The 20614-nt window shown below is 55.9% G+C and carries 22 protein-coding genes; 13 read left to right on the top strand and 9 right to left on the bottom strand.

What is annotated here, in order from left to right:
* Window positions 1-10: 10 nt before the first annotated feature.
* The gene (locus GGE09_RS18925) at window positions 11-1552 is read right to left on the bottom strand and encodes a tripartite tricarboxylate transporter permease (protein WP_309747751.1); all 1542 of its coding nucleotides are present in this window, start codon (window positions 1550-1552) and stop codon (window positions 11-13) included.
* Window positions 1549-1995: a tripartite tricarboxylate transporter TctB family protein gene (locus tag GGE09_RS18920; protein WP_309747750.1), complete on the bottom strand. Its 447-nt coding sequence runs from the start codon at window positions 1993-1995 to the stop codon at window positions 1549-1551. Before GGE09_RS18920 ends, GGE09_RS18925 begins: the two co-directional genes overlap by 4 nt.
* Window positions 1996-2142: 147 nt before the next feature.
* On the opposite strand from GGE09_RS18920, the gene GGE09_RS18915 reads away from it, so the two are divergent.
* The 3 genes from GGE09_RS18915 to GGE09_RS18905 all read left to right on the top strand — a co-directional run bounded on the left by GGE09_RS18915 (window position 2143) and on the right by GGE09_RS18905 (window position 5143).
* Window positions 2143-3093: a LysR family transcriptional regulator gene (locus GGE09_RS18915; protein ID WP_309747749.1), complete on the top strand. Its 951-nt coding sequence runs from the start codon at window positions 2143-2145 to the stop codon at window positions 3091-3093.
* Between the two features lie 233 nt (window positions 3094-3326).
* Entirely contained in the window at window positions 3327-4718 is a 1392-nt protein-coding gene (locus tag GGE09_RS18910; RefSeq protein ID WP_309747748.1) for an MATE family efflux transporter, read from the top strand.
* Window positions 4715-5143: a glyoxalase superfamily protein gene (locus GGE09_RS18905; protein ID WP_309747747.1), complete on the top strand. Its 429-nt coding sequence runs from the start codon at window positions 4715-4717 to the stop codon at window positions 5141-5143. The genes GGE09_RS18910 and GGE09_RS18905 overlap by 4 nt, the downstream gene beginning before the upstream one ends.
* Window positions 5144-5155: 12 nt before the next feature.
* Here the strand turns inward: GGE09_RS18905 and GGE09_RS18900 are convergent, their stop codons facing one another.
* Both GGE09_RS18900 and GGE09_RS18895 read right to left on the bottom strand, forming a co-directional pair.
* Window positions 5156-5671: a hypothetical protein gene (locus GGE09_RS18900; RefSeq protein ID WP_309747746.1), complete on the bottom strand. Its 516-nt coding sequence runs from the start codon at window positions 5669-5671 to the stop codon at window positions 5156-5158.
* A 134-nt stretch (window positions 5672-5805) separates the two neighbouring features.
* Window positions 5806-6414, bottom strand: a complete 609-nt coding sequence (locus tag GGE09_RS18895; RefSeq protein ID WP_309747745.1) for a GntR family transcriptional regulator — start codon at window positions 6412-6414, stop codon at window positions 5806-5808.
* A gap of 207 nt (window positions 6415-6621) precedes the next feature.
* On the opposite strand from GGE09_RS18895, the gene GGE09_RS18890 reads away from it, so the two are divergent.
* From GGE09_RS18890 to GGE09_RS18865, 6 genes are all read left to right on the top strand, one after another.
* Window positions 6622-8049, top strand: coding sequence for a M20 family metallopeptidase (locus tag GGE09_RS18890; protein WP_309747744.1), 1428 nt, complete (start codon window positions 6622-6624; stop codon window positions 8047-8049).
* 79 nt (window positions 8050-8128) lie between these two features.
* Window positions 8129-8845, top strand: coding sequence for an ABC transporter permease subunit (locus GGE09_RS18885; RefSeq protein ID WP_309747743.1), 717 nt, complete (start codon window positions 8129-8131; stop codon window positions 8843-8845).
* A gap of 5 nt (window positions 8846-8850) precedes the next feature.
* Window positions 8851-9576, top strand: coding sequence for an ABC transporter permease (locus GGE09_RS18880; protein ID WP_309747742.1), 726 nt, complete (start codon window positions 8851-8853; stop codon window positions 9574-9576).
* Window positions 9573-10334 carry an ATP-binding cassette domain-containing protein gene (locus GGE09_RS18875; protein ID WP_309747741.1) on the top strand — a complete coding sequence of 254 codons (762 nt, stop codon included), beginning with the start codon at window positions 9573-9575 and terminating at the stop codon, window positions 10332-10334. The genes GGE09_RS18880 and GGE09_RS18875 overlap by 4 nt, the downstream gene beginning before the upstream one ends.
* A gap of 51 nt (window positions 10335-10385) precedes the next feature.
* The gene (locus GGE09_RS18870; RefSeq protein ID WP_309747740.1) at window positions 10386-11228 is read left to right on the top strand and encodes a transporter substrate-binding domain-containing protein; all 843 of its coding nucleotides are present in this window, start codon (window positions 10386-10388) and stop codon (window positions 11226-11228) included.
* 215 nt (window positions 11229-11443) lie between these two features.
* On the top strand, window positions 11444-11869 hold the full coding sequence (locus tag GGE09_RS18865) for a YqaA family protein (RefSeq protein WP_405048570.1): 426 nt from the start codon (window positions 11444-11446) through the stop codon (window positions 11867-11869).
* Window positions 11870-11897: 28 nt separating this feature from the next.
* On the opposite strand, the gene GGE09_RS18860 is transcribed toward GGE09_RS18865, so the two are convergent.
* Genes GGE09_RS18860 through GGE09_RS18850 form a run of 3 tightly spaced genes read right to left on the bottom strand, consistent with a single transcriptional unit; the run spans window position 11898 to window position 14839 of the window.
* Window positions 11898-13379 carry a tripartite tricarboxylate transporter permease gene (locus tag GGE09_RS18860; RefSeq protein ID WP_309747738.1) on the bottom strand — a complete coding sequence of 494 codons (1482 nt, stop codon included), beginning with the start codon at window positions 13377-13379 and terminating at the stop codon, window positions 11898-11900.
* Window positions 13380-13381: 2 nt separating this feature from the next.
* Window positions 13382-13816 carry a tripartite tricarboxylate transporter TctB family protein gene (locus GGE09_RS18855; RefSeq protein ID WP_309747737.1) on the bottom strand — a complete coding sequence of 145 codons (435 nt, stop codon included), beginning with the start codon at window positions 13814-13816 and terminating at the stop codon, window positions 13382-13384.
* Window positions 13817-13873: 57 nt separating this feature from the next.
* Entirely contained in the window at window positions 13874-14839 is a 966-nt protein-coding gene (locus GGE09_RS18850; RefSeq protein ID WP_309747736.1) for a tripartite tricarboxylate transporter substrate binding protein, read from the bottom strand.
* 98 nt (window positions 14840-14937) lie between these two features.
* Between GGE09_RS18850 and hutC the strand changes: the two genes are divergently transcribed.
* Window positions 14938-15672 (top strand): histidine utilization repressor, encoded by a 735-nt coding sequence (gene hutC, locus GGE09_RS18845; protein ID WP_309747735.1) that lies wholly within the window; start codon window positions 14938-14940, stop codon window positions 15670-15672.
* 16 nt (window positions 15673-15688) lie between these two features.
* Here hutC and GGE09_RS18840 read toward each other — a convergent pair whose 3' ends face one another.
* Entirely contained in the window at window positions 15689-16378 is a 690-nt protein-coding gene (locus GGE09_RS18840) for a GntR family transcriptional regulator (RefSeq protein ID WP_309747734.1), read from the bottom strand.
* Between the two features lie 322 nt (window positions 16379-16700).
* Here GGE09_RS18840 and GGE09_RS18835 point away from each other — a divergent pair, with 322 nt between their 5' ends.
* The 3 genes from GGE09_RS18835 to GGE09_RS18825 all read left to right on the top strand — a co-directional run bounded on the left by GGE09_RS18835 (window position 16701) and on the right by GGE09_RS18825 (window position 19521).
* Window positions 16701-17729 carry a putative sulfate exporter family transporter gene (locus GGE09_RS18835; protein WP_309747733.1) on the top strand — a complete coding sequence of 343 codons (1029 nt, stop codon included), beginning with the start codon at window positions 16701-16703 and terminating at the stop codon, window positions 17727-17729.
* A 9-nt stretch (window positions 17730-17738) separates the two neighbouring features.
* Window positions 17739-18626 (top strand): LysR substrate-binding domain-containing protein, encoded by an 888-nt coding sequence (locus GGE09_RS18830; protein WP_309747732.1) that lies wholly within the window; start codon window positions 17739-17741, stop codon window positions 18624-18626.
* Window positions 18627-18708: 82 nt separating this feature from the next.
* A complete protein-coding gene (locus GGE09_RS18825; RefSeq protein ID WP_309747731.1) occupies window positions 18709-19521 on the top strand; it encodes a PhnD/SsuA/transferrin family substrate-binding protein in 813 nt (270 codons plus the stop codon).
* Between the two features lie 62 nt (window positions 19522-19583).
* Here GGE09_RS18825 and GGE09_RS18820 read toward each other — a convergent pair whose 3' ends face one another.
* Window positions 19584-20588 carry an ornithine cyclodeaminase family protein gene (locus GGE09_RS18820; RefSeq protein WP_309747730.1) on the bottom strand — a complete coding sequence of 335 codons (1005 nt, stop codon included), beginning with the start codon at window positions 20586-20588 and terminating at the stop codon, window positions 19584-19586.
* Window positions 20589-20614: the final 26 nt, after the last annotated feature.

Here is a 20614-nt window from a genome sequence, read left to right as displayed (position 1 = left end):
AGTATCCTCCCTATTGAGTGTGCAGTTCTGTTTGATGTGTGTTCTGACGTTGCACGATCGCTGCACGGCGATGGCTGCGTCCGATCATAAATACCGTCACGGCAGTCAGAACGATGAAGAGTATGGCGATGGGGTGACTGACCAGATTGGCGGGGCTGCGATCCAGGATCTGGATGGACTGCCGAAAGGTCAGCTCCAGATTTGGACCGATCACAAAGCCGATCAGAAAGGTCACGAAAGAAAATTCCAGCTTGCGCGCCACAAAGCCGATCACGGCGAAAAACAGCATGACATAGATGGAAAACACGCTACTGGTTTCCATGTAAGCACCAAGGCAGCACAGAAACAAAACCACTGGAATAATCAGGCGGATTGGTACGCGGATCACCAGTGCAAAAATCCTTTGACCCGCGTAGCCAACAATCAGCAGGATCACACTGGCGCAGAGCATGGCCGCGTATAGATCAGCCACCATCTGGGGCTGCTGTTTAAACATCAAAGGACCCGGTGTAAGCCCATGCAAGGTTAACGCTGCGATCAGGATTGCGGCGATCACACTGCCCGGAATGCCAAGCGCAAACAGCGGGATCAGGCTGGATGGAACCACGGCATTATCGGCACTTTCAGCGGCAGCGATGCCTTCTATCATACCCGTGCCGTATTTTTCTGGCGTTTTTGAGGCCCGTTGCGTGGCCCCATAAGACAGGAACGACCCGACACTCGCCCCCAAGCCGGGTAAAATACCGACCACAGAACCGATTAACGATCCGCGTAGGATAACGGGTACGCAACGCCGCCATTCCGATCCCAAAATCACCCGATCCTCGCGTTTGGATCCATGCACAATATTTGCCGTTTCAGCGTCTAGCTGGCGCATGTTCCCGGCCTGAACCACCATTTCAGCCACAGCCAACATCCCAATCGCCATCGGCACCAATGAAATCCCCTCGTCCAGTTCCAACAGCCCGAAGGTCAGGCGCGGAATGAAGGTTTCGGTTTCAATCCCGACAGTGGCAAAGCAAACGCCAAAGGCCCCCGCAATCAATCCTTTGGTCATGGAATTTCCCGACAACCCACCTATGAAGGTCAGGGAAAACAACAGGATCGTGCAAATTTCGACGGGGCCGATCAACAGGGCATAGCGGGCCAAGGGCGCCGCGAGACAGATCAGAACGACCGTCGATAAAAAGTCGCCACAAACCGAGGCAAACAACCCCATCTTTAACGCTTTTTGCGCCTTGCCTTGTCGCGCCAATGGATAACCATCGAGCGCTGTCGGGGCTGATGACGGCTCTCCGGGGGTGTTGAGCAAGATTGCCGAAACCGCACTGCCCGCCGCGCTGCCTTTGGCGATGCCGATCAGCATGGCGATGGCCGCCACAGGGCTTAGGTAAAAGGTTAACGGAATGGTCACCGCCACGCCCGTGGCCTTACCCAGACCAGGCAAAGCGCCCAAAACATAGCCAAGGGAAACACCCACCGTGACCCATAACAGGGTCATCGGGGTCAGGACGTGCTGAAATCCGATCAAAAGATGTTCAAACCCGCTCATAGTATTGCGGTGCCCAGAACACGGTAAAACAGGAACCAGACTGCAAAAATCAGAACCGAAGGCATAAGCACGAGGGTGAGGATATTGCGCTCTCCCAATGCCAATAACGTGCCTGAAACCAACACCACCCCTGCTAACAAAGGGGAGACCCACAGAAAACTGCCCAGTGACACGGCGAATACGGCGCTGATTTTCACCAGCGCTGCAAGTTCGGATCGTTGAAAACTGGCGGCGCCTGACTGCGGGTCGGGATCACTGCGCAGCGCGTTGACGACCATCAGCATCGACAACCCAACCACCAAAATCATCGTGATATTGGGAACCAGTCGGGGCGAGACAAAACCGTCTGGCGCCGCATCTATCTGGGCTGGTATAACCACCAGCAACATCAGCAGTCCAAATGCGCCCATAACCAAGCCGGACGCGATATTCGCGCGTTTCATAAATCCTCCCCTGCCAAAGTATCGCCCAATAAGGGGTCTGCTTGGCTTTCTGCCCCCAAAACGTGGGGCATCTCCTCGGGGTCAGAATTACCCCACTGCGGTTAAAACAAATAGTCAAAACTTTCTTAAACGTGATAAGCACAGCTTATGAGCTATTCACCCCAACACCTAGATCGCCTGCGTTTACGCCATTTCCGTCTGCTAGAGCTGATCGACCAGCTTGGCTCTCTGCGCTCTGTGGGGATGGAATTGAACGTGACCCAGCCGGCGGTTTCGCAAATGTTAAAGGATCTGGAATTTGCCCTTGGCGTTGGCCTTGTAGAGCGGTCCGCCCGAGGTGTAACGCTGAACCCTGCTGGCGTCTATGCCTTGGAACGGGCCCGCGCCAGTCTTGCGGCGATAGATAATCTGGCAACCGAACTGTCTACCGAACAGCCAGTGCAACTGCGCATCGGCACCAATCCTGCGGTATTGTATCAAATGCTGCCAGACGCGATTTCCCGTTTAGATCCAGTATCATCCAAATTGCGTTTCAGCATCCGCATCGGAATGGTGGATGAAATGGTCCATGCGCTGCTGGATGGTGAAGTGGATTGTTATGTGGGCCGGATCAATTGGGAGAATTTGCCCAGAAGACAAGCCAGCGCTCTGCGCTCAGCCCCGTTGTTTAACAGCGAACTTGTCTTTGCCTGTGGCGCGTCCCACCCGCTTGCCGCGCAAGAAACCGTGTCTATCAATGATCTTTGCACCGCTGGTTGGGCTTTGTCGTCGCCAGAAACCAACAACCGCGGCGCATTTGATACGTGTTTTTTGAATGCGGGCCTGAAACCGCCGATTCCTGTGGTTGAAATTACGGCGGGGCCCAATTCCTTGATGACGGTTTCGCAAAAACTCGGCGTGTTAACCTGCGTGCCACGCATTGCGCTTGAAACCGAAATTGCGGCGGGAGCCATGTGCGCCCTAACGGTTCCCGATTTGGATATATCTGTAATTCAGATCGGCTTTGTAACCTTGGCCGAAACAGAAAACCTGCCAGGCCTTGCCGCATTAGAAAGCGCATTGGTCGCGGCTGCGGCCAACTGGGCAACACCAGACTAAGGGCCATGGTCCTTGTTCGGAAATCGACCTCAGTTGCTTTGCCCCCCTCTTGACGGATGTCACCCAGTCGGTTAGCCCTTCGCTAGGCTCCCGACGCCTGCCACCCGCTGACGTTTTGTCTTGGTAAAGTTCTGCATACGATTGTCTTAGTAATCCTCTCCGCATATCGCGCGGATGGTAATGTGGGTCCCCGTCCTGAATTTGCGCGATCCTTGTACGAGGACTATTGGGTCATGTCTGACACCCCGAATAACACGTTTCTTACAGCGCCCTTGGGCGTCACTTATGCTAAAACCGCCCTACCTATTATTTTTGTAATGGGGATGAACGGCCTGCTTGCCGTCGCGGATGCGCTGTTTCTGGGGCACTATGTTGGCCCCGAGGCTTTGGCCGCCGTCACCTTAATGTTTCCGATCTATATGCTGATCGTCGCTTTGGCCACTTTAGTATCCAGCGGACTGTCGAGCCTGTTGGCCCGCCATCTAGGAGGCAACCGCCTGTCAGAGGCCCGTGCGGTCTTTGCAGGGGCCCATGGATTGGCACTGCTGGTCGGGGCGGTGCTGATAGTGCTGTTTATGTTATGTGGCGCGGCCCTTGCCAAATTGGCCGCAGGCGGATCAGAAAGCCTTGCGCATATGGGCGGGGTCTATCTTCGGATCACTGTGTTGTTTTCACCGCTGCTGTTTGTGCTTTCGGTCAATTCAGATACCCTGCGAAATGAGGGTCGCGTCGGCTTCATGGCCAGCATGAGCCTGTTGGTTTCCGTGGCGAACATGGGCTTCAATTATCTGCTGATTGCGGTAATGGATCTGGGGGTGGCAGGGTCGGCCTATGGCACTGCCATGGCGCAACTGCTTGCCCTTGCGATCATAGTAACGTTTCGGATGCGCGGCAAAACCAGATTGCCCCTATCCGCCTTGCGGCATCACAGTTTGATCCATGACTGGGGGCGCATCTTGGCCTTGGGCGCACCCCAAAGCCTGAACTTCATCGGTATTGCGCTTGGATCAGCGGCAATTATGGCGGCTTTGCAATTGGCCCACAGCCCGCATTTTGAATCCACGGTTTCGGCATATGGTATTATTACACGGGTGCTGACCTTTGGTTTTCTACCGCTGTTGGGGCTGTCCCATGCCATGCAAACCATCACCGGTAATAATTACGGTGCGGGTCAGTGGAGCAGATCAAACAACAGCCTGAAACTGGCATTGGCCACGGCTTTCACTTACTGCGCCTGCGTGCAACTTGTGCTGAGCGTTTTTGCGCAGCAAATAGGACAGGTTTTTGTGGATGATCCCGCTGTCATTGCCGAGGTAAAACGCATCCTTCCCATCATGGTCACTTTATTATGTCTTTCAGGGCCGATGATGATGATCTCCACCCATTTCCAAGCCATCGGAGACGCAGGCCGCGCCGCGCTTTTAGGTCTATCCAGACCCTATCTGTTTGGGATTCCGATGACGTTTATTTTGTTTGCGAGCTTTGGGGAAATCGGCATTTGGGTCGCTGGTCCTATCGCAGATGGCATGTTGCTGATGCTGACTGTGGGGGTGCTTGTTTACACGGCAAGGAAACGATCCCTGCGCTGGGGCATATTCCATTCAACACGAGGAGTGCGCGCATGACCTCGCATCGTCCCACCCTGTTTCAGGCGAAAGAACAAGCAAAACGCCTGCGGGCGAAACGCGCCGCTGAAGGGGTGCAGATCGGCCATGCCAAAGCGCTTGAAGCGGTTGCACAAGAATATGGTTTTCGCGACTGGAATACGTTTCACGCCGCAATCGCAAACCGTCCTCCCGAAGGGTGGTCGTTGGGGGGGCGTGTTAAAGGACGTTATCTTTCGCAACCCTTTCAGGCCACGATCATTGCCCTGAAAATGCTCCGCCCGGGGTGGTATCAGCTGACCCTTGACCTTGATGAGGCTGTGGACGTGGTCACATTCGACAGTTTTTCAAACTTCCGAAAACGGGTTCACGGGGTTGTTGGGCCTGCTGGAACCACGCAGGAAAAAACATCAGATGGAACGCCCCACCTGAGTATTGATCTGTAAAACTCCCAAAGCCTACCGGTTTTCAAGGAACTGGTAGGCGTCAAGGATAGTTGCAGTTAGTCCGTCGAAAAAGCCTGCAACCGTAATATCAATAAGACCGGAAGGTGCGTCAGTTTGATCGGCGCTGACATCGTCGCCTGTTTTCACATCAAACAGCGCACTCGGGGTATCACGCAATTCCCGATAGCTTGCGCCTTTGCCGTGTTTCAACACGTTGATGGCTAGATAATACTGATGAACCCGATGGGCGAGATCACTTTGCCCATCGTCCAACAATACTGCGGTCAATTTGCGTGAAAACGGGCCGCGTTTGAAATGGTGCTGCATCCGCGCCTCAAAAGCCGAAAACACATCTAACGCCGCAGCTTCAAGCGCAACCGTCGCCGCGCGCAGATCATCCAGTTCAACCTGTGACGCCTTTTGATCCTCGACAAGTTTCAGAATTTCGGAAACACGATCATCCGCCGCCTTTATATCGGCCTTCGCCGCCGCGACCAGTTCAGGCACGGTTTGTTCAGTTTCCATCATTCTTTCTCCTTATGCTGCCCCCTCCTTTAAGCTATGCACGAGGGAATGATAGTGGTGTCTGACGTCAGCCGTTCACCTGTTTGACTTTGTTTATCGTGAATCCGCTACTTTATGGGAAAGCAGCCCGCGCCAGACTACACTTTTTGTAAGATATGCTGCCGCATCAGGCTGGCCAGGCGCATGCTGTCGTCCATTTCAACCGCCAGAACCATTTCAAGATGTTCCTGCGCCGAGCGTTCGATCCGCGCGCGATCCATCCATTGCGACGCCGGTGCCGGAGAGGTGCGCAGCCGCAGGTCATCTACAAGATTTACCATATGCAGATTGCCCGTACACAGCAGCAGCTTTCGGTGAAAAGCAAGGTTTGTATCATAAAGCCGCTCGAACGGACCATCTCGAACAATACGGGCAAATTGCTCGGCCAAGTTTCGCAATTCGGCGATTGCATCGGGGCGTGCACCTGCGCAAATTTCTTCGGAAAAACCGGTTTCGATAGCCAGACGAATGGCAAGCACTTGCGCCGTTTCGTCATTATCCGTGGGGTGCACCGAGTAGCCGCGATTTTTTTCGTATCTGATCAACCGCCGCCCCGCGAGACTTTCGAGCGCCTTTCGCACTGGCGCGCGTCCGACAGCATAACGGTCTTGCAGGTCCACTTGTTTCAACCAAGAACCGGGTGTGAACAGACCCGCTCGCAAATCCTCGGCCAAACGGTCAGTGATGGAATCAGAGTCGTCAGACATAAAGTTAATCTTCCCTTTGCGGCCTTAATACCGCACATGGCGGCAGAGTGGAATTCGTTCTCGCAACGTCGCCATTGATTAATTATTAAGCAATTATTACGGATTTTTACAAAATATTCCAAATACCGTACCTCTTCCCTTGCTTTATCAGATTATTGGTGCCAATTTTGTTACCAATAATACGCAGCGGCAGGAGTACCCAGAGAAATGAGCGGAATCAACCAAGATAAAATCTGGGATCATGTGGACGACAGACAGGATGCCTTTACCGCCTTTTCCGATCGGGTCTGGGAAACACCAGAGTTGAACTTTGCAGAGCAAAAATCCTGTGAAACCCATTCTGAAATGCTTGTGTCCGAAGGCTTTCGCGTCACCCGAAATGTGGCGGGCCTGCCCACTGCGGTGATGGGGGAATTCGGCGAAGGCGGGCCGGTGATTGCCATTCTGGGGGAATATGACGCCTTGCCGGGGCTTAGCCAACAGGCTGGCGTCGCTGAAAAACGCCCGGTTGAAACTGGTGCGGCAGGACATGGCTGCGGGCACAACCTGCTGGGCGCAGGCTCCATGTTGGCGGCCGCTGCTGTTAAGGCATGGCTGGAAGAAACCGGCCAACCGGGCCGCGTGCGTTATATCGGCTGCCCTGCCGAAGAAGGTGGATCAGCCAAAGGTTTTATGGTGCGCGAAGGTTTGTTTGACGATGTAGATGTGGCGCTGTGCTGGCACCCTGCCCCGCTGGCCGCTGTGAACACTCCGATCTCGCTGGCGTGCAATGAATTGCTGTTTGAATTTGAAGGACGTTCCTCCCATGCGGCGGCGGCCCCTGAATTGGGACGCTCGGCGCTTGATGCGGTGGAACTGATGAATGTGGGTGTCAATTATATGCGCGAACACATGCCTTCATCGGCGCGGATTCACTATGCGGTTATTGATGCGGGCGGCACGGCGCCCAATGTGGTTCAGGCCTATGCAGCGGTGCGTTATCTGGTACGGGCCCGTGAATTGGATGACCTGATCCCACTGGTGGAACGTGTGCGCAAAGTGGCGCAGGGGGCCGCCCTGATGACTGAAACAAAAGTACAGGATCGGGTGCTGTCAGGGGATGCCAACCTGATCGGGAATACCCCGCTGGAAACCCTGATGCATGCTCAGTTGGAACGGCTTGGCGCGCCTGAATTTGACGATGCCGACCGCGCCTTTGCCGCAGACATCCGCAAAACACTAACACCCGAGGAAATCCGCGCCGCTTTTGCCCGTTTCGGGGTAGAACCGCGCATGGATGTGCCCCTGTGCGACTTTGTTGTGCCTCTGACCCAAGGCACTGGTGCAAGTGTCGGGTCCACCGATGTTGGCACCGTCAGTTGGGTGGTGCCAACCGTACAAGTACGCGGCGCGACCTATGCCATTGGCACCCCCGGTCACAGTTGGCAGTTGGTCGCCCAAGGCCAATCAGGCATCGCCCACAAAGGCATGATCCATGCCGCCAAAGTGATGGCCGCCACGGTGCGGGACTTGTTCGAAGATTCCTCAAAAATTGACCAAGCCAAGGCGGATTTCACCCGCCGCCGCGCTGGACGCCCGTTCATCAACCCGCTGCCCGACGACGTGCAGCCGGATTTCCCAAAGGCCGCTGAATAAGCCTTGATCCTGACGGGTTAGCACCCAAAACACCGCGAACGGCCCGCGCGCCACCCCAAACCTTTACCGAAAGTGCCCCATGGACAGACCCGGTTTCTTTGACCTGATGAATTTCGGCCCCGAGGGCTGGGCCCCCGCGTTGTTGCGCGCCGCTTTGATGACATTGGCGGTGGCAGGCAGTGGCTATGTCATCGGCTCCACACTTGGCATCCTGCTGGCTTGGGCCAAAATTTCTGGCGGGCGCATTTTGAGTATGTTCGCCGAAACCTACACTACAGTATTGCGTGGCATTCCCGATTTGTTGGTCATCTACCTGTTCTACTTTGGCGGTTCGATCCTGTTGACCCGCATGATGCGGATGTTCGGCCATGAAGGTTTTGTGGATTTGCCCGGATTTGCCGCGGGTGCCATGGCGATCGGCATTGTATCCGCCGCCCAACATACCGAGGTGTTTCGCGGCGCCTACCGCGCTGTCAGCACCGGCGAAATTGAGGCCGCACAGGCCGTTGGCATGTCGCGCATCACCCTGTTCCGCCGTATCATCCTGCCCCTAACCGCCCGCCACGCCCTGCCTGGCATGGGCAATGTCTGGCAAATCACCCTGAAAGAAAGCGCGCTTGTGTCTGTTACTGGCGTGGTCGAACTGGTGCGCCAAGCCCAGATCGGCGCGGGATCGACCCGCCAGCCTTTCTACTTTTTCTTCGCGGCGGCCATCTTGTTTTTGGTCATCACATGGGCTTCGGGCTTGATCCTTAATCGGGCCGAACGACACGTCAACCGTGGCATTCGGAGATAAACACGATGGATTTTCCCTTCTTTCTTGAGACCCTGAAAACCCTGTCACGCGGCATCCCGCTGACCCTGCTGCTGGCCAGCCTGTCTGTGGCCATCGGGGTGTTTATTGCCATCGCCATTGCCTCTGCGCGGCTGTGGGGCGGGAACTGGCTGCAACGGATTGCACAGTTCTACGTCTTTGTGTTTCGCGGCACCCCCCTGCTGGTGCAGTTGTTTTTGATCTACTACGGCATTGGCCAGTTCGAAGCGGTGCGCGACAGTTTTCTGTGGCCTGTGCTGCGCGAGCCGTTCTGGTGCGCGATCCTGTCGCTGGCCCTGAATACAGGGGCTTACGGGTCAGAAATCGTGCGCGGCGGGTTACTTTCTGTCCCCCAAGGCCAGGTCGAGGCCGCCCGCGCCTGTGGCATGTCCCCCAGACGCGCGTTTATGCGTATCGTGTTACCCCAAGCCGTACGCCAAGCCCTGCCCGCCTATGGCAACGAATTGATATTGCTAGTGAAAGCGACTTCTTTGGCGTCAATCATCACCCTGATGGAAATCACCGGCATCGCGGCGAAACTGATCTCGGAAACCTACCGCGTGATCGAGGTGTTTACCGCAGCAGGCGGCGTTTATCTGGCGATTAACTTTGTCCTCACCCGTTTGGTGGCAGCGCTGGATTACCGCCTGACCGCCCATCTGCGCCCCCGCGACCCGTCGTCCACTTCCCGCCTTACCGGAGCCGAAAAATGACCCAGCCTGCCATCCGCATGCGCGATTTGCGCAAATCTTTCGGGGCCCATGAGGTGCTTCGCGGCATTGATCTTGATGCGTTTGAAGGGGATGTTGTATCGATCCTTGGGTCTTCGGGGTCAGGAAAATCCACCATGCTGCGCTGCATTAACCTGCTGGAAACCCAGTCAGGGGGCGAGGTCTGGATCGGCGCGGATAAGATCGAGCTGGTCACGGATCGCGCAGGCCGCGTGAAGCTTGCCAATCCCAAAAAGGTTCAGGAATTGCGCGCGCGGGTCGGGATGGTGTTCCAATCCTTTAACCTGTGGTCCCATAAAACCATCCTTGAAAACGTGATGGAAGCCCCGATCCACGTGCAAGGCCGCGCCAAAGCGGATGTACAGGACGAAGCTCTTGCCATGCTGGAAAAAGTCGGCATCGCTGAAAAGCGCGATGCTTACCCCGCCCATCTGTCAGGCGGCCAGCAACAGCGCGCCGCGATTGCGCGGTCTTTGGCGATGAACCCCGATGTGCTGTTGTTTGATGAACCGACCTCTGCGCTTGACCCCGAACTGGTGGGCGAGGTTTTGCGCGTGATGCGGGGGCTGGCCGAAGAAGGACGCACGATGCTGGTGGTCACCCATGAAATGGGCTTTGCCCGCGATGTATCCAACCGCGTTGTCTATTTGCACGACGGTCAGATCGACTGCGAAGGCGCGCCCTCTGACCTGTTTAACGGCGGCGGATCCGATCGGTTCCAGCGGTTTGCCACCTCGTAATTTTCCACCCCAACCAACGAAACCACACCAAAAACCAACAAGGAGACTTCCATGAAACTACTCACCCTCGCAGCGGCTTTGGGCCTGTCAGCCCTGACAGCCAGCCCGATGATGGCAAAAGACTGGTCCAAAGTGACCATCGCCACCGAAGGTGCCTTTGCCCCTTGGAACTTTACCGCAGCGGATGGTACGCTCGACGGGTTCGAGGTGGATTTGTACCACGACATCTGCGCCCGCATGGCTGTTGAATGCACCTTGGTCGCGCAAAACTGGGATGGCATTATTCCGGGCCTTCTGGCTGGGAAATACGATGCGATCATGGCAGGCATGTCAGCCACGGCCAAACGCGAAGAAGTCATCGCTTTTAGCCAGTCCTACGGGTCAACAGGGCAAAGCTTTGGCGTGCTGAAAGACGGCCCCTTGGCCAGCCTGCCCATGCAAGACGAACTGTTTTCACTGGTTAAAAACCCGGAAGGCGCTGAAAAAGCAGTAGAAGCCCTGCGCCCATTGCTGAAAGGCAAAGTGATCGGCGTGCAAGGATCGTCAATCGGTGCAAAATTCATCGAACAAAGCTTTGGCGACATTGCAGACATCCGTGAATATAAATCCACCGAGCAACATGATCTGGACCTGAAAGCAGGCCGCATCGACGTGATCATGGCTTCGCCGGCCTATTTGATGACAGCAGTGAAAGCCGACCCTGAATCCGGCATGATCATGGCTGGTCCCCGCTTTCAAGGCGGCATTCTGGGCCGCGGCAGTGCCGTTGGCCTGCGCCAGGAAGACACAGAATTGAAAGCCATGTTCGACAAAGCCCTGACAGCGGCCAAAGACGACGGGACGATGAAAAAGCTGTCCGAAAAATGGTTCGGCTTTGACGTGACGGTTTATTAAGCCAAGCGATTTGACCAACTAAGCTGGCAGCGGGATCGCTGCCAGTTCTTGTTTCAGAGCAAATCTTTTAGCCCTTTAGGGTGGCGTATTTACAGCCCAGCGATGTGACACGGGCGAAATTCTGTGTATATCGCAGCCATGAAACGCCTTCACCCGCTCTATTTCGCCTTAAATCAACACGCCTTTTTGCAGGCCAAGCCAATGGCTGCGCTGTGATGGCCTATTTGGGTTTGTTTCTGTCAGCCCTGATCGCCGCAACCATTCTGCCGATGCAGTCAGAGGCGGTTTTGGTCGGCCTTTTGCTTAACGCAAACCACCCTGCACTTTTGTTGCTGCTGGTGGCCACCTTTGGAAATGTCTTGGGGTCGGTGATAAACTGGTATCTGGGGCGGTTTTTGCTGCGCTTCAAAGACAAACGCTGGTTCCCCAGTTCAGACGCGCAACTTGCACGGGCGCAACACTGGTATCGACGGTACGGCCGCTGGTCCCTGCTGGCAAGCTGGCTGCCAGTGGTGGGTGATCCGCTTACCATTGTTGCAGGGCTGATGCGCGAACCCCTGGGGCCGTTTTTGCTTCTTGTTACACTTGCCAAAGGCACAAGATACGTGATTTTGGCCGCTGCGGTTTTGGCATGGGTGTAGAGGAACGGGACAATCGAGCCACCCCGCCTCAGCCCCTTTTGCGACGGCGGATAAATGACCACAGCAGGGTCAGAACAATGATTGCCAGCAAGGTCGCGCTGATCGGGCGGGTGACAAAAACCGTGGCGTCCATATCATTGGCGGTCAGCCCGTTGCGCAGGTTGGTTTCGATAATCGGCCCTAATACCAGCCCGATGACAATCGGCGCCATTGGAAAGCCGAAACGCACAAAAATATAGCCGATGATCCCCAGCACCGCGATTACACCCACTTCAAACGGAGAGTGGCTGATCGCAAAGCCTCCCGTGGCACATAACACCGCGATGACGGGCAGTTGGATGCGAATGGGCACGTCCAAAAGTTTTGGCAAAACCCGCCGCGCGGCCAGCCCGATGATCACCGTAAACCCCGCTGCCACGAACAGAATAACCAGAATTTGTGCAAACAGATCGCTGTTTTCAAAGATGAAAAACGGGCCGGGATCAATGCCTTGGATCAGCAATGCCCCGATCAGAACTGCCGTCACCGTATCCCCCGGAATCCCAAGGGTCAGCAAGGGCACCAGTGCGCCGCCCGTGACTGCATTATTGGCGGATTCAGATGCGATGATACCACGGATTGATCCTGCCTCGGCGTCTTTGGCCTGCGCACTGCCGGACTGCCCATATGCAATCCACGAGGCAATTGTTGGGCCTGTTCCCGGCAAGATCCCGATCAGCGTACCGGTGATAGAGCTGCGCGCCAACAACCACCCGTGCCGCATCATTATGCCGGGCAGCTTGGCGATCGGGTGTACTGTTTGGGCCACCGCAATGCCCAGACCCGTCTTGCTTGAGGCTTGTTGCAACATCTCGGCAACGGCGAAAAAGGCGATCAAAGCAGGGACAAGGGGGATGCCGCCCTGCAACTCTGGCACCCCCATGGAATACCGCATCATGCCGCCCACATCGTCTATGCCGACAGTCCCTAGAAACATCCCGAAGCTGGCCGCGATGATCCCTTTAATGGGCGATCCGCCGGAAACCGCCGCCACACAAATCAGGCCAAACAGCCCAAGGGCGAAGTATTCAACCGATGTGAATTGCAGTGCAAAATTTGCTAGATTGGGGGCCGCAATCATCAAGGCCGCAATGGAAAACGCCGCCCCAAAGCCCGAGGCCACAACCGCCAGACTGATGGCCAGATCGGCTTTGCCCTTGCGTGCCAGTTTATAGCCGTCCACCGCCGTGGCCGCATTGCCAGGGGAGCCGGGGGTATTGATCAGAATGGCCGGAATCGACCCTGCAAAATACCCCGCAGAATAAATCCCCAACAACAGCGCCATGGCGACTTCGAAGCTGACCCCAAAAGTCAACGGCGTGGCAATCGCCACCCCCGTTGTTGCGGTTAAACCGGGGGAGGCCCCGAAAATAAATCCGATTATGACGCCAGCAAAGATCCACAGCAGGATCGGGACCTGAAAAACCGAACCCACGGCGGCGAAAATGGTTTCAAGCGGTATTAAATCCATGATCAGAACCACACTGGTAAAAGAACGGTAAAGCCGTAGCGAAACAGCACAAACACAATGGCAGAAACGCTCAGCGGCAGCACAAGCAGTTCAACCCAATTGCGCGATCCCAATACCCACATGCTGGCCAGCATAAACACCCAAGTGCCAAACCTGAAATCCACATATCGAAAGGTCAAAGCGTAGAGCAGAAACAGGCTGGCAAACAGCGCCGTGCGCGGGTTTTTAAGCGCGTGAACCACGCCAGACAAAGGGGTGTCTTGGGGCTGAATCGTCAGGATCAAACCACACAGCACCAGCAAACCGGACAGAACAAAAGGAAAGGCGCGGGCCGAGAGGCTGCCGGTTCCAGACAGCACATCAATTTGTGTGGTGGCCAGAAACAGCGACGCCCCTGACAGAATGACCAAGGGCCCTGCAAGACGGTCGGCTTTCATCTAATGTCTCCTCGACATTAAAAAACGCTGCCCCTTCGGAAGGGGCAGCGTCTGTGATTATTTCATCAAGCCGATGTTTTTCAGAACAACGCTGTGTTTGGCCACATCCGCGTCAATCTGGGCCTGAAACACGTCGCCATCAAGAAAGGCCTCGGTCAGGTTCAGCTTTGTGTAAAGGGCGCGGATTTCGTCGGTGTTCGCGACTTTGGTAACCTCTTCGCGCAGCTTTGCGATGATTTCAGGCGGCGTGTCACTGTTGGTCAGCAAGCCGAACCAGACCGCCACATCAAAGTCAAAGCCCTGCTCGGTGAATGTCGGAGAATCTGGCAGATAAGACAGCCGCGCATCTGACGCAACGCCCAGCACCCGCAGCTTTTTCGCCTTGGCCAGACTGACGTAATTGGATGCCCCGACGAACACAAAATCCACTTCGCCAGACAGGGCTTTGGTCACCGCTCCCTTGCCGCCTTTGCCCCCGATATGGGTCATGTTCAGCCCGTTTTCTTGGGCGAAAATTTCCATGTTGATGTGCTGCGTCGAACCCGGTCCGGGCGTCGAATATTTAACCGAACTCTCGGTGGATTTTGCGGCTGCGACCAGATCGCCGATTGATTGATAGGGGCTGTCCGCTGCCACTGCCAAGCCGATAGGCCCGACCACAAGCTGGGCAATCGGGGTGAAATCTTCGGTTTTATAGCCGGGATCTGAAATCAAAGGCCGCGCCGTTAGCGCACCTGTTGATCCCATCAGCAAGGTGTACCCATCCGCGCTGGCCTTGGCTGCTTCGGCTGTGCCTTTGCCGCCGCCAGCACCGGGGATGTTTTGTACGATGACGGGAACGCCCATCGCCGATTTCAATTGATCCGCGATGGCGCGTGCTGAACTGTCAAGCGCATCCCCTGCCCCGAAGGGAACCACGATTTGCACAGGCTTGTTGGGATAGTCTTGCGCGGCCAGTGATGTTGCGCCGACAGCAAACACGCTTGCTATCACGCCTGAAACTACAAACTTAATTAAACTCATTGCGACCTCCAAGTCGGTTATTTGCCCTATTCAGGGCTGTTATATACCTGTATATACAACTGATAAAAATCAATCCGTCAAGTAAGGTCTCTATTTCGATGTCAGACACAGCCACCCCCCGCCCGCTTTACCAAACCATCAAAGGCTATGTTGTGGACAACATCAAATCAGGGGCTTGGGCACCGGGCGAGAAAATCCCGTCTGAAGCAGAGATCGTCAAATTCCTTGGCGCGTCGCGCATGACTGTGAACCGCGCCTTGCGGGAATTGTCATCAGAGGGTCACGTCACGCGGGTGCAGGGTGTTGGCACTTTTGTAGCCGAACCGCGCCGCACCGCCACGCCGCTGGATATTCGCAGCATTGCCGAAGAAATTGCCGAGCGGGGCAACCAGCACAGTTGCAAGGTGATTTCCTGCGTTTCAGAACCTGCCCCCGTCCATATCGCACAATCGCTGCAACTGACGGTCTGTTCCAACATCTTTCATGTTGTTTTGGTGCATCTGGAAAACAACTGCCCGATCCAGGTGGAAGACCGCTACGTGAATCCCAACGCCGCGCCAGAGTTTCTGAGCGTGGATTTCACCACCACAACCCCAAGCGCCTATCTGCTGGCCCATCTGCCAGTCAGCGAAGTGGAGCATAAAATAACTTCCCGCCAACCGACGCCGCTGGAATGCAGCTTGCTGGAACTTCCCGCCAATACACCGATGCTGGAATTGAACCGACGCTCTTGGTCGGGGCGGCATGTTGTGACAAACGTCAAACTGGCTGCTGTTGGCACCGTGTTTAGCCTTGGGGGGCGGTTTAAAACCAACAACGGCGTCTGGCACTGATCCAGTCGCCTAGCCGTCAGTATTGCGTGGTCATCTTATGGCCACCGCGAAAGATCAGGCGCACATATGTGATGGCCTGCCCGTCCATCCATGTGGAGCGCTCTGTCTGAAACAGCGCATCGCCCTTTGCGCAGTGCAACAGTGTTGCCAGTTTTGCATCGGCCTGAACCGCAAGCAGGCTCATTTCAGCATTCGAAAACGGCACCGCAGTCACCAGCCATTCGTTAGGGCCAGACTGTGAAAAATCGACCGTTTCGGCATCTGGCAACGCATCCAGACTGATCCAGCGATCTTCGAGCTGAAAGGGCATATCATCGGCAGTGTGCATGCAACACACATGCCGTACCAGCCCCCCGACAGCCAGCCCAAGCCGCCCGCGCAGCCAGTCGGGTGCAGGCTCTATAGTGCTGTTTATCAGCGTATACCCGTAAACCGCCTGCTGGTCCTCGATCTCTTTGCGCACCAAAGGAATCCCGAAACGCGCTTGGCGCACGGGGTTCATACGCACCCGCGTTCCAGATTTGCGCCGCCGCTCAATGATGCCTTCTTCGGCCAGTTCCCGCATGGCACGGTTCACTGTTGCGCGGGCACAGTCATAAGTTTCGGCGAGACGCATCTCGTTTGGCATCTGACTGCCGGGTGCCCAGACACCTTGGGTGATCTTGTCCAGAATATCCGCTTTCACCACGCGATACATCGCGGTCATGTCATTTTCCTCCCACCTGCACTCCGCTGCCCCGTGCCGTCAGGTCGGTGTCATGAACGCCTTGCATAAAAAAGAGACATAAGCAGAAAAATCAAGGCAATGCGACAGGTTTTACATGTTCTTTTCACCACAATCCTGACCGCGCCTAATGCAGCCGAACCTATAACCGATCGGCAGAACATGCGGTCTCTGTCTTGGGCTTGTTGACGGCCTAAGATGGTCGATAACCCACAAGTTTTATCAATTGAAACAACAATACTAATATGTTTTTCCTATTGATTTTACCGTGATACCCCGCTGTTACCATAGACCGGAGCATCCCATGACCACCACTACATCCCGCCGCCAATCTGCCTTTGGGCTCGGGCAATTTATTACGCGCAACGCTTTGGGTGTTGCCATTGCTGCGGGGATTACCGGCGCAGCGGCGCTGCTGCATCAGTTTGGATTGGCCACCGCAATCGGGTTGCCGATCCTGTCAATTCTGATCGCTATGGGGATCGGCAATGTGATCCCCGCCCCTGCTGCCAGCCTGCCCGGCTTGCAAATCGCGGCCCGCCCATTGCTGCGGTTCGGGATTATCCTGTTGGGCTTACAAGTTACGCTGGATGATCTGCTGGCCTTAGGGCTACTTCCCTTGGCTGCGCTGGTCACGCTTGTTCTGGGCACAATGGGATTTACCGTCTGGATGGGCCGTCTGTTGGGGGTCAAAAAATCCCTGACCGTGTTGATCGCATCCGGCACGTCGATCTGCGGCGCCTCGGCAGTGATGGCAACCGCATCCACCATTTCCGCCAAGGACGAAGACGTGGCCTACGGTGTTGCTATGGTGACTTTATTCGGCTCTGTCGCCATGACAGTCCTGCCGATGGCCAGCGCCTTTCTGGAATTCAACCCGATGGCTCATGGCTTTTGGACAGGCGGCACAATCCACGAAGTCGCCCAAGCCGTCGCCGCCGCCTTTCAACACAGCGAAGACGGCGGGACCGTGGGCACAATGGTCAAACTGGCCCGCGTATTGATGCTGGTTCCCGTCCTGCTGCTGGTGGGTGTGCTGTTTAACCGAGGAACCAAAGACGCCCCCAGCAAACGCCCGCCTTTTCCCACTTTTGTTCTGGGGTTCATGGCAATGGTAGGGGTCAATTCCATCATAGAAGTTCCCACCGATCTGCGCGTACACTTTGCGACGCTGACGGCCTGTATCCTTTCAATGTCACTGGCGGCAATCGGTTTTCAAACCCGTTTTCCAGCCCTTTTGGCCCGTGGTCCGCGCCCTTTGTTGCTGGCGGCAGTGTCGAGTTGCTTTATTTCAGGCGCTGGCCTCTTGCTGGCCCTTGCCCTCTTCCCTTAGATCAATGCCATGACACTTGAACAACTTCGCATCTTTGCCGCTGTGGCCACCCAGCTGAACATGACCCGCGCGTCTGAAATGCTGTTGTTGTCGCAATCCGCTGTCAGTGCCGCGATTTCCGCGCTGGAACGGCGTCATGATGTGAAGCTGTTTGATCGTGTGGGGCGCGGCATTGCCCTGACCCCCGCCGGCGCAGTTTTTCTGGCCGAAGCCAAAGACATTCTGAACCGCGCCCAACAGGCGGAGCGGGTTCTGATTGACCTAAGTACCCTGCGCCGCGGCGCTATTCAGTTGGTGGCCAGCCAGACCGTTGGAAATTACTGGCTGCCCCGTCAATTGATGGCCTTTCACACCGCCCATCCCGAAATTGATCTGTCGGTTGAAATCACCAATTCGGATCGTGTGATGGAATGGATCACAACGGGCAAAGCGGAACTGGGGTTTATCGAAGCCCCCGTCACCATTGACGGGCTAGAGGCCACGCAGGTTGGAACCGACCAAATGGTGCTGATCGGTCCCCGTGATCTAGGGCCACAGATCGACCGCGCCACGTTAATGCGCCTGCCTTGGGTGATCCGCGAAGAAGGCTCTGGCACGCGTGCCATGTTGTTGGAATTCCTTGCCCACTACAACCTGACCCTGTCTGACATCCGCATCGCGCTGGTGCTGCCCAGCAACGAGGCGATTGCAACGGCTGTGTCTGACGGGCTTGGCATCGCCTTAATGTCCCGTCTTGCGGCAGGGTTTCTGGGGCAATCCCCGCAGATCGCCATCCGCCCCTCGCCACAACCGGATCGGGCCCTGAACATGGTGCTATCCACCCAGCGTCACCGCAGCAGCGCAGTTCAGGCCTTTGTGGATCAGATCAAAGCAGCACCAGACGTCGCCTTGAATTGACATTAAGCGCAGACATAATAATAAATATCCATACAAAACATCCGATCAAAAACCGCCTTTAGGCGGGCCAGAAAGCACCCCGATGATTGCCTGCTCCCGTATGTATAACCTGAACCCTGCCCTGACCGAGCATTGGCGCAGATTGTTTGAACACACCGCCTCTGTGGCGGGGGTACCATTGGAGGTAATTGACTACGCCGCCCCTGCCCCGTTGGATCAGCTGTGGGCGCGCGCGGATCTGGCCTGTGTGTTCATGTGTGGTTGGCCTTTCCAGCGTGCCACCCGTCCTTTTCAAATCATTGCGGCCCCGATCCCGGAACAAAACGCCAGTCTGCACCCGCTAAACGGGCCACAGTATTGCACCAATCTGGTGGTGCGCGACACAGCGCCTTATGAGCATCTGCAAGACACGTTTGGCGGGCGGATTGCCTGGACGGATCGCGGCTCCCATTCGGGATTCAACGCCCCGCGCAAGCTGTTGCTGGACCATCTGAACGGGCGGGATCACCTGTATTCCGAAAGCATCGGTCCCGTCGTCACCCCTCGCGCCTCGCTGAACAGTGTGCTGCAGGGAGGCGCCGATGTTGCCCCGCTCGACAGTTACTTCCACATGCTTCTGGCGCGCCACGAACCCCAAACCGCAGCCCGTATTCGGGTGATCGCCCAGACCCCCGCAGCCCCTATGCCCTTGCTGGTTGCAGCCCCTGAAATTGATCCCGAAGTGGTTGCAAAGCTGGGCCGTACCTTTGCCCAAGCCGCCGACACCCCGCGACTGGCCCCCTATCTAAAAGACCTGTGCCTAAGCGGTTTTGCGATTCCAAAGCGCGCGGACTATGCGATAACCGACCAATGGCACACCGAGGCTTTGGCCGCAGGCTACCCCGAACCCCGCTGAACCAAACAGTAGAAAGGGCACCCGAGGTGCCCTTTCTTTTATTCTGTAGATCGTGCCGCGATTTAGCGGAAGCGGATACGTTGACCGATGTTGTTGGCCTTGGCTTTGGCCACCAATGCAGCCCCCAGCGCCACGTCGGTGCTGCTAAGGCCGCGATGCCAGAACAGGATTGTCTCGTCGTCGTTTTCCCGACCGGGCTTCAGACCCGCTGCAACTTCGCCCAATTCGGCGTGCAGGGTTTCTTCGGACAGTTTGCCCGCATCCACATGGGCGCGCAGCGCACCGTAAGGGCGGCCCGGACCACATTGGCCCCAGTCATCCACCAGCATTTTATCCATGATGTCGGTCAGATCGAATTCAACCGCGCTCATGGTCCCATAAGGAATAACCAGCGCGCCTTTTTTGATCCACTCGGTTTTGAACATCGGCGTGGGTTCTGGCAGACGGGTCGCCTCGATCAGAATGTCGGCGCCTTCCAGACAGTCCTGCCAGTTATCGGTGACAATGATTTTTTTGCCCAGATCCTGTTCCAGCTTTTCAGCAAAGGCATTGCGGCTTTCGGGACGGCGGGAATGGATGCGGATTTCGTCGAAATCATAAATGTGGTTCAACAGACGCACGTTCCAATAAGACGTGCCGCGCGACCCAACATGTCCTAGAATTTTACTGTCTTTGCGCGCCAGATGCTTGGCCCCAAGCGCTGTCACAGCCCCTGTGCGCATATCGGTAATCGCTGTGGCATCAATGATCGCTGTGGGTACGCCGGTTTCAGGGCTGAACAGGTTCAGAACCGCCAATTCGGATGGCAGACCCACTTTGTAGTTGTCCACGAAATCACCAACCACTTTGACGCCCGCCACATCCAGCGTTTTTACATAACCGCGCAGAACGTTGAAATGCCCTTTGTCGGAACTTTCCGGCACCAGATGGACACGCGGCTCAATCACTGTTTGTTTGTTGCCTTGTGCAATCAGCGCGGATTCAACCGCTGCCAGAATTTCATCATCGGTCAGGGCAAGGTCTGCAATGTCCAGCGCGTTAAGATAGTCGATCCAGATTTCGGTCATGGAGAAGCCTTTCAAGAAGTGAGAAG

It is taken from the genome of Roseobacter sp. N2S, assembly GCF_031454055.1.
Lineage (GTDB): Bacteria > Pseudomonadota > Alphaproteobacteria > Rhodobacterales > Rhodobacteraceae > Amylibacter.
This window is presented reverse-complemented; position numbering and strand designations above follow the sequence as displayed.

What these genes read in the sequence shown, in the direction of transcription:
- GGE09_RS18925 (WP_309747751.1), bottom strand. Translation starts at nt 1,552, where the DNA reads ATGAGCGGGTTTGAACATCTTTTGATCGGATTTCAGCACGTCCTGACC.
- GGE09_RS18865 (WP_405048570.1), top strand. Translation starts at nt 11,444, where the DNA reads ATGGCCTATTTGGGTTTGTTTCTGTCAGCCCTGATCGCCGCAACCATT.
- GGE09_RS18905 (WP_309747747.1), top strand. Translation starts at nt 4,715, where the DNA reads ATGACCTCGCATCGTCCCACCCTGTTTCAGGCGAAAGAACAAGCAAAA.
- GGE09_RS18910 (WP_309747748.1), top strand. Translation starts at nt 3,327, where the DNA reads ATGTCTGACACCCCGAATAACACGTTTCTTACAGCGCCCTTGGGCGTC.
- GGE09_RS18830 (WP_309747732.1), top strand. Translation starts at nt 17,739, where the DNA reads ATGACACTTGAACAACTTCGCATCTTTGCCGCTGTGGCCACCCAGCTG.
- GGE09_RS18895 (WP_309747745.1), bottom strand. Translation starts at nt 6,414, where the DNA reads ATGTCTGACGACTCTGATTCCATCACTGACCGTTTGGCCGAGGATTTG.
- GGE09_RS18900 (WP_309747746.1), bottom strand. Translation starts at nt 5,671, where the DNA reads ATGATGGAAACTGAACAAACCGTGCCTGAACTGGTCGCGGCGGCGAAG.
- GGE09_RS18885 (WP_309747743.1), top strand. Translation starts at nt 8,129, where the DNA reads ATGGACAGACCCGGTTTCTTTGACCTGATGAATTTCGGCCCCGAGGGC.
- hutC (WP_309747735.1), top strand. Translation starts at nt 14,938, where the DNA reads ATGTCAGACACAGCCACCCCCCGCCCGCTTTACCAAACCATCAAAGGC.
- GGE09_RS18820 (WP_309747730.1), bottom strand. Translation starts at nt 20,588, where the DNA reads ATGACCGAAATCTGGATCGACTATCTTAACGCGCTGGACATTGCAGAC.
- GGE09_RS18890 (WP_309747744.1), top strand. Translation starts at nt 6,622, where the DNA reads ATGAGCGGAATCAACCAAGATAAAATCTGGGATCATGTGGACGACAGA.
- GGE09_RS18860 (WP_309747738.1), bottom strand. Translation starts at nt 13,379, where the DNA reads ATGGATTTAATACCGCTTGAAACCATTTTCGCCGCCGTGGGTTCGGTT.
- GGE09_RS18835 (WP_309747733.1), top strand. Translation starts at nt 16,701, where the DNA reads ATGACCACCACTACATCCCGCCGCCAATCTGCCTTTGGGCTCGGGCAA.
- GGE09_RS18825 (WP_309747731.1), top strand. Translation starts at nt 18,709, where the DNA reads ATGATTGCCTGCTCCCGTATGTATAACCTGAACCCTGCCCTGACCGAG.
- GGE09_RS18920 (WP_309747750.1), bottom strand. Translation starts at nt 1,995, where the DNA reads ATGAAACGCGCGAATATCGCGTCCGGCTTGGTTATGGGCGCATTTGGA.
- GGE09_RS18855 (WP_309747737.1), bottom strand. Translation starts at nt 13,816, where the DNA reads ATGAAAGCCGACCGTCTTGCAGGGCCCTTGGTCATTCTGTCAGGGGCG.
- GGE09_RS18880 (WP_309747742.1), top strand. Translation starts at nt 8,851, where the DNA reads ATGGATTTTCCCTTCTTTCTTGAGACCCTGAAAACCCTGTCACGCGGC.
- GGE09_RS18870 (WP_309747740.1), top strand. Translation starts at nt 10,386, where the DNA reads ATGAAACTACTCACCCTCGCAGCGGCTTTGGGCCTGTCAGCCCTGACA.
- GGE09_RS18840 (WP_309747734.1), bottom strand. Translation starts at nt 16,378, where the DNA reads ATGACCGCGATGTATCGCGTGGTGAAAGCGGATATTCTGGACAAGATC.
- GGE09_RS18875 (WP_309747741.1), top strand. Translation starts at nt 9,573, where the DNA reads ATGACCCAGCCTGCCATCCGCATGCGCGATTTGCGCAAATCTTTCGGG.
- GGE09_RS18850 (WP_309747736.1), bottom strand. Translation starts at nt 14,839, where the DNA reads ATGAGTTTAATTAAGTTTGTAGTTTCAGGCGTGATAGCAAGCGTGTTT.
- GGE09_RS18915 (WP_309747749.1), top strand. Translation starts at nt 2,143, where the DNA reads ATGAGCTATTCACCCCAACACCTAGATCGCCTGCGTTTACGCCATTTC.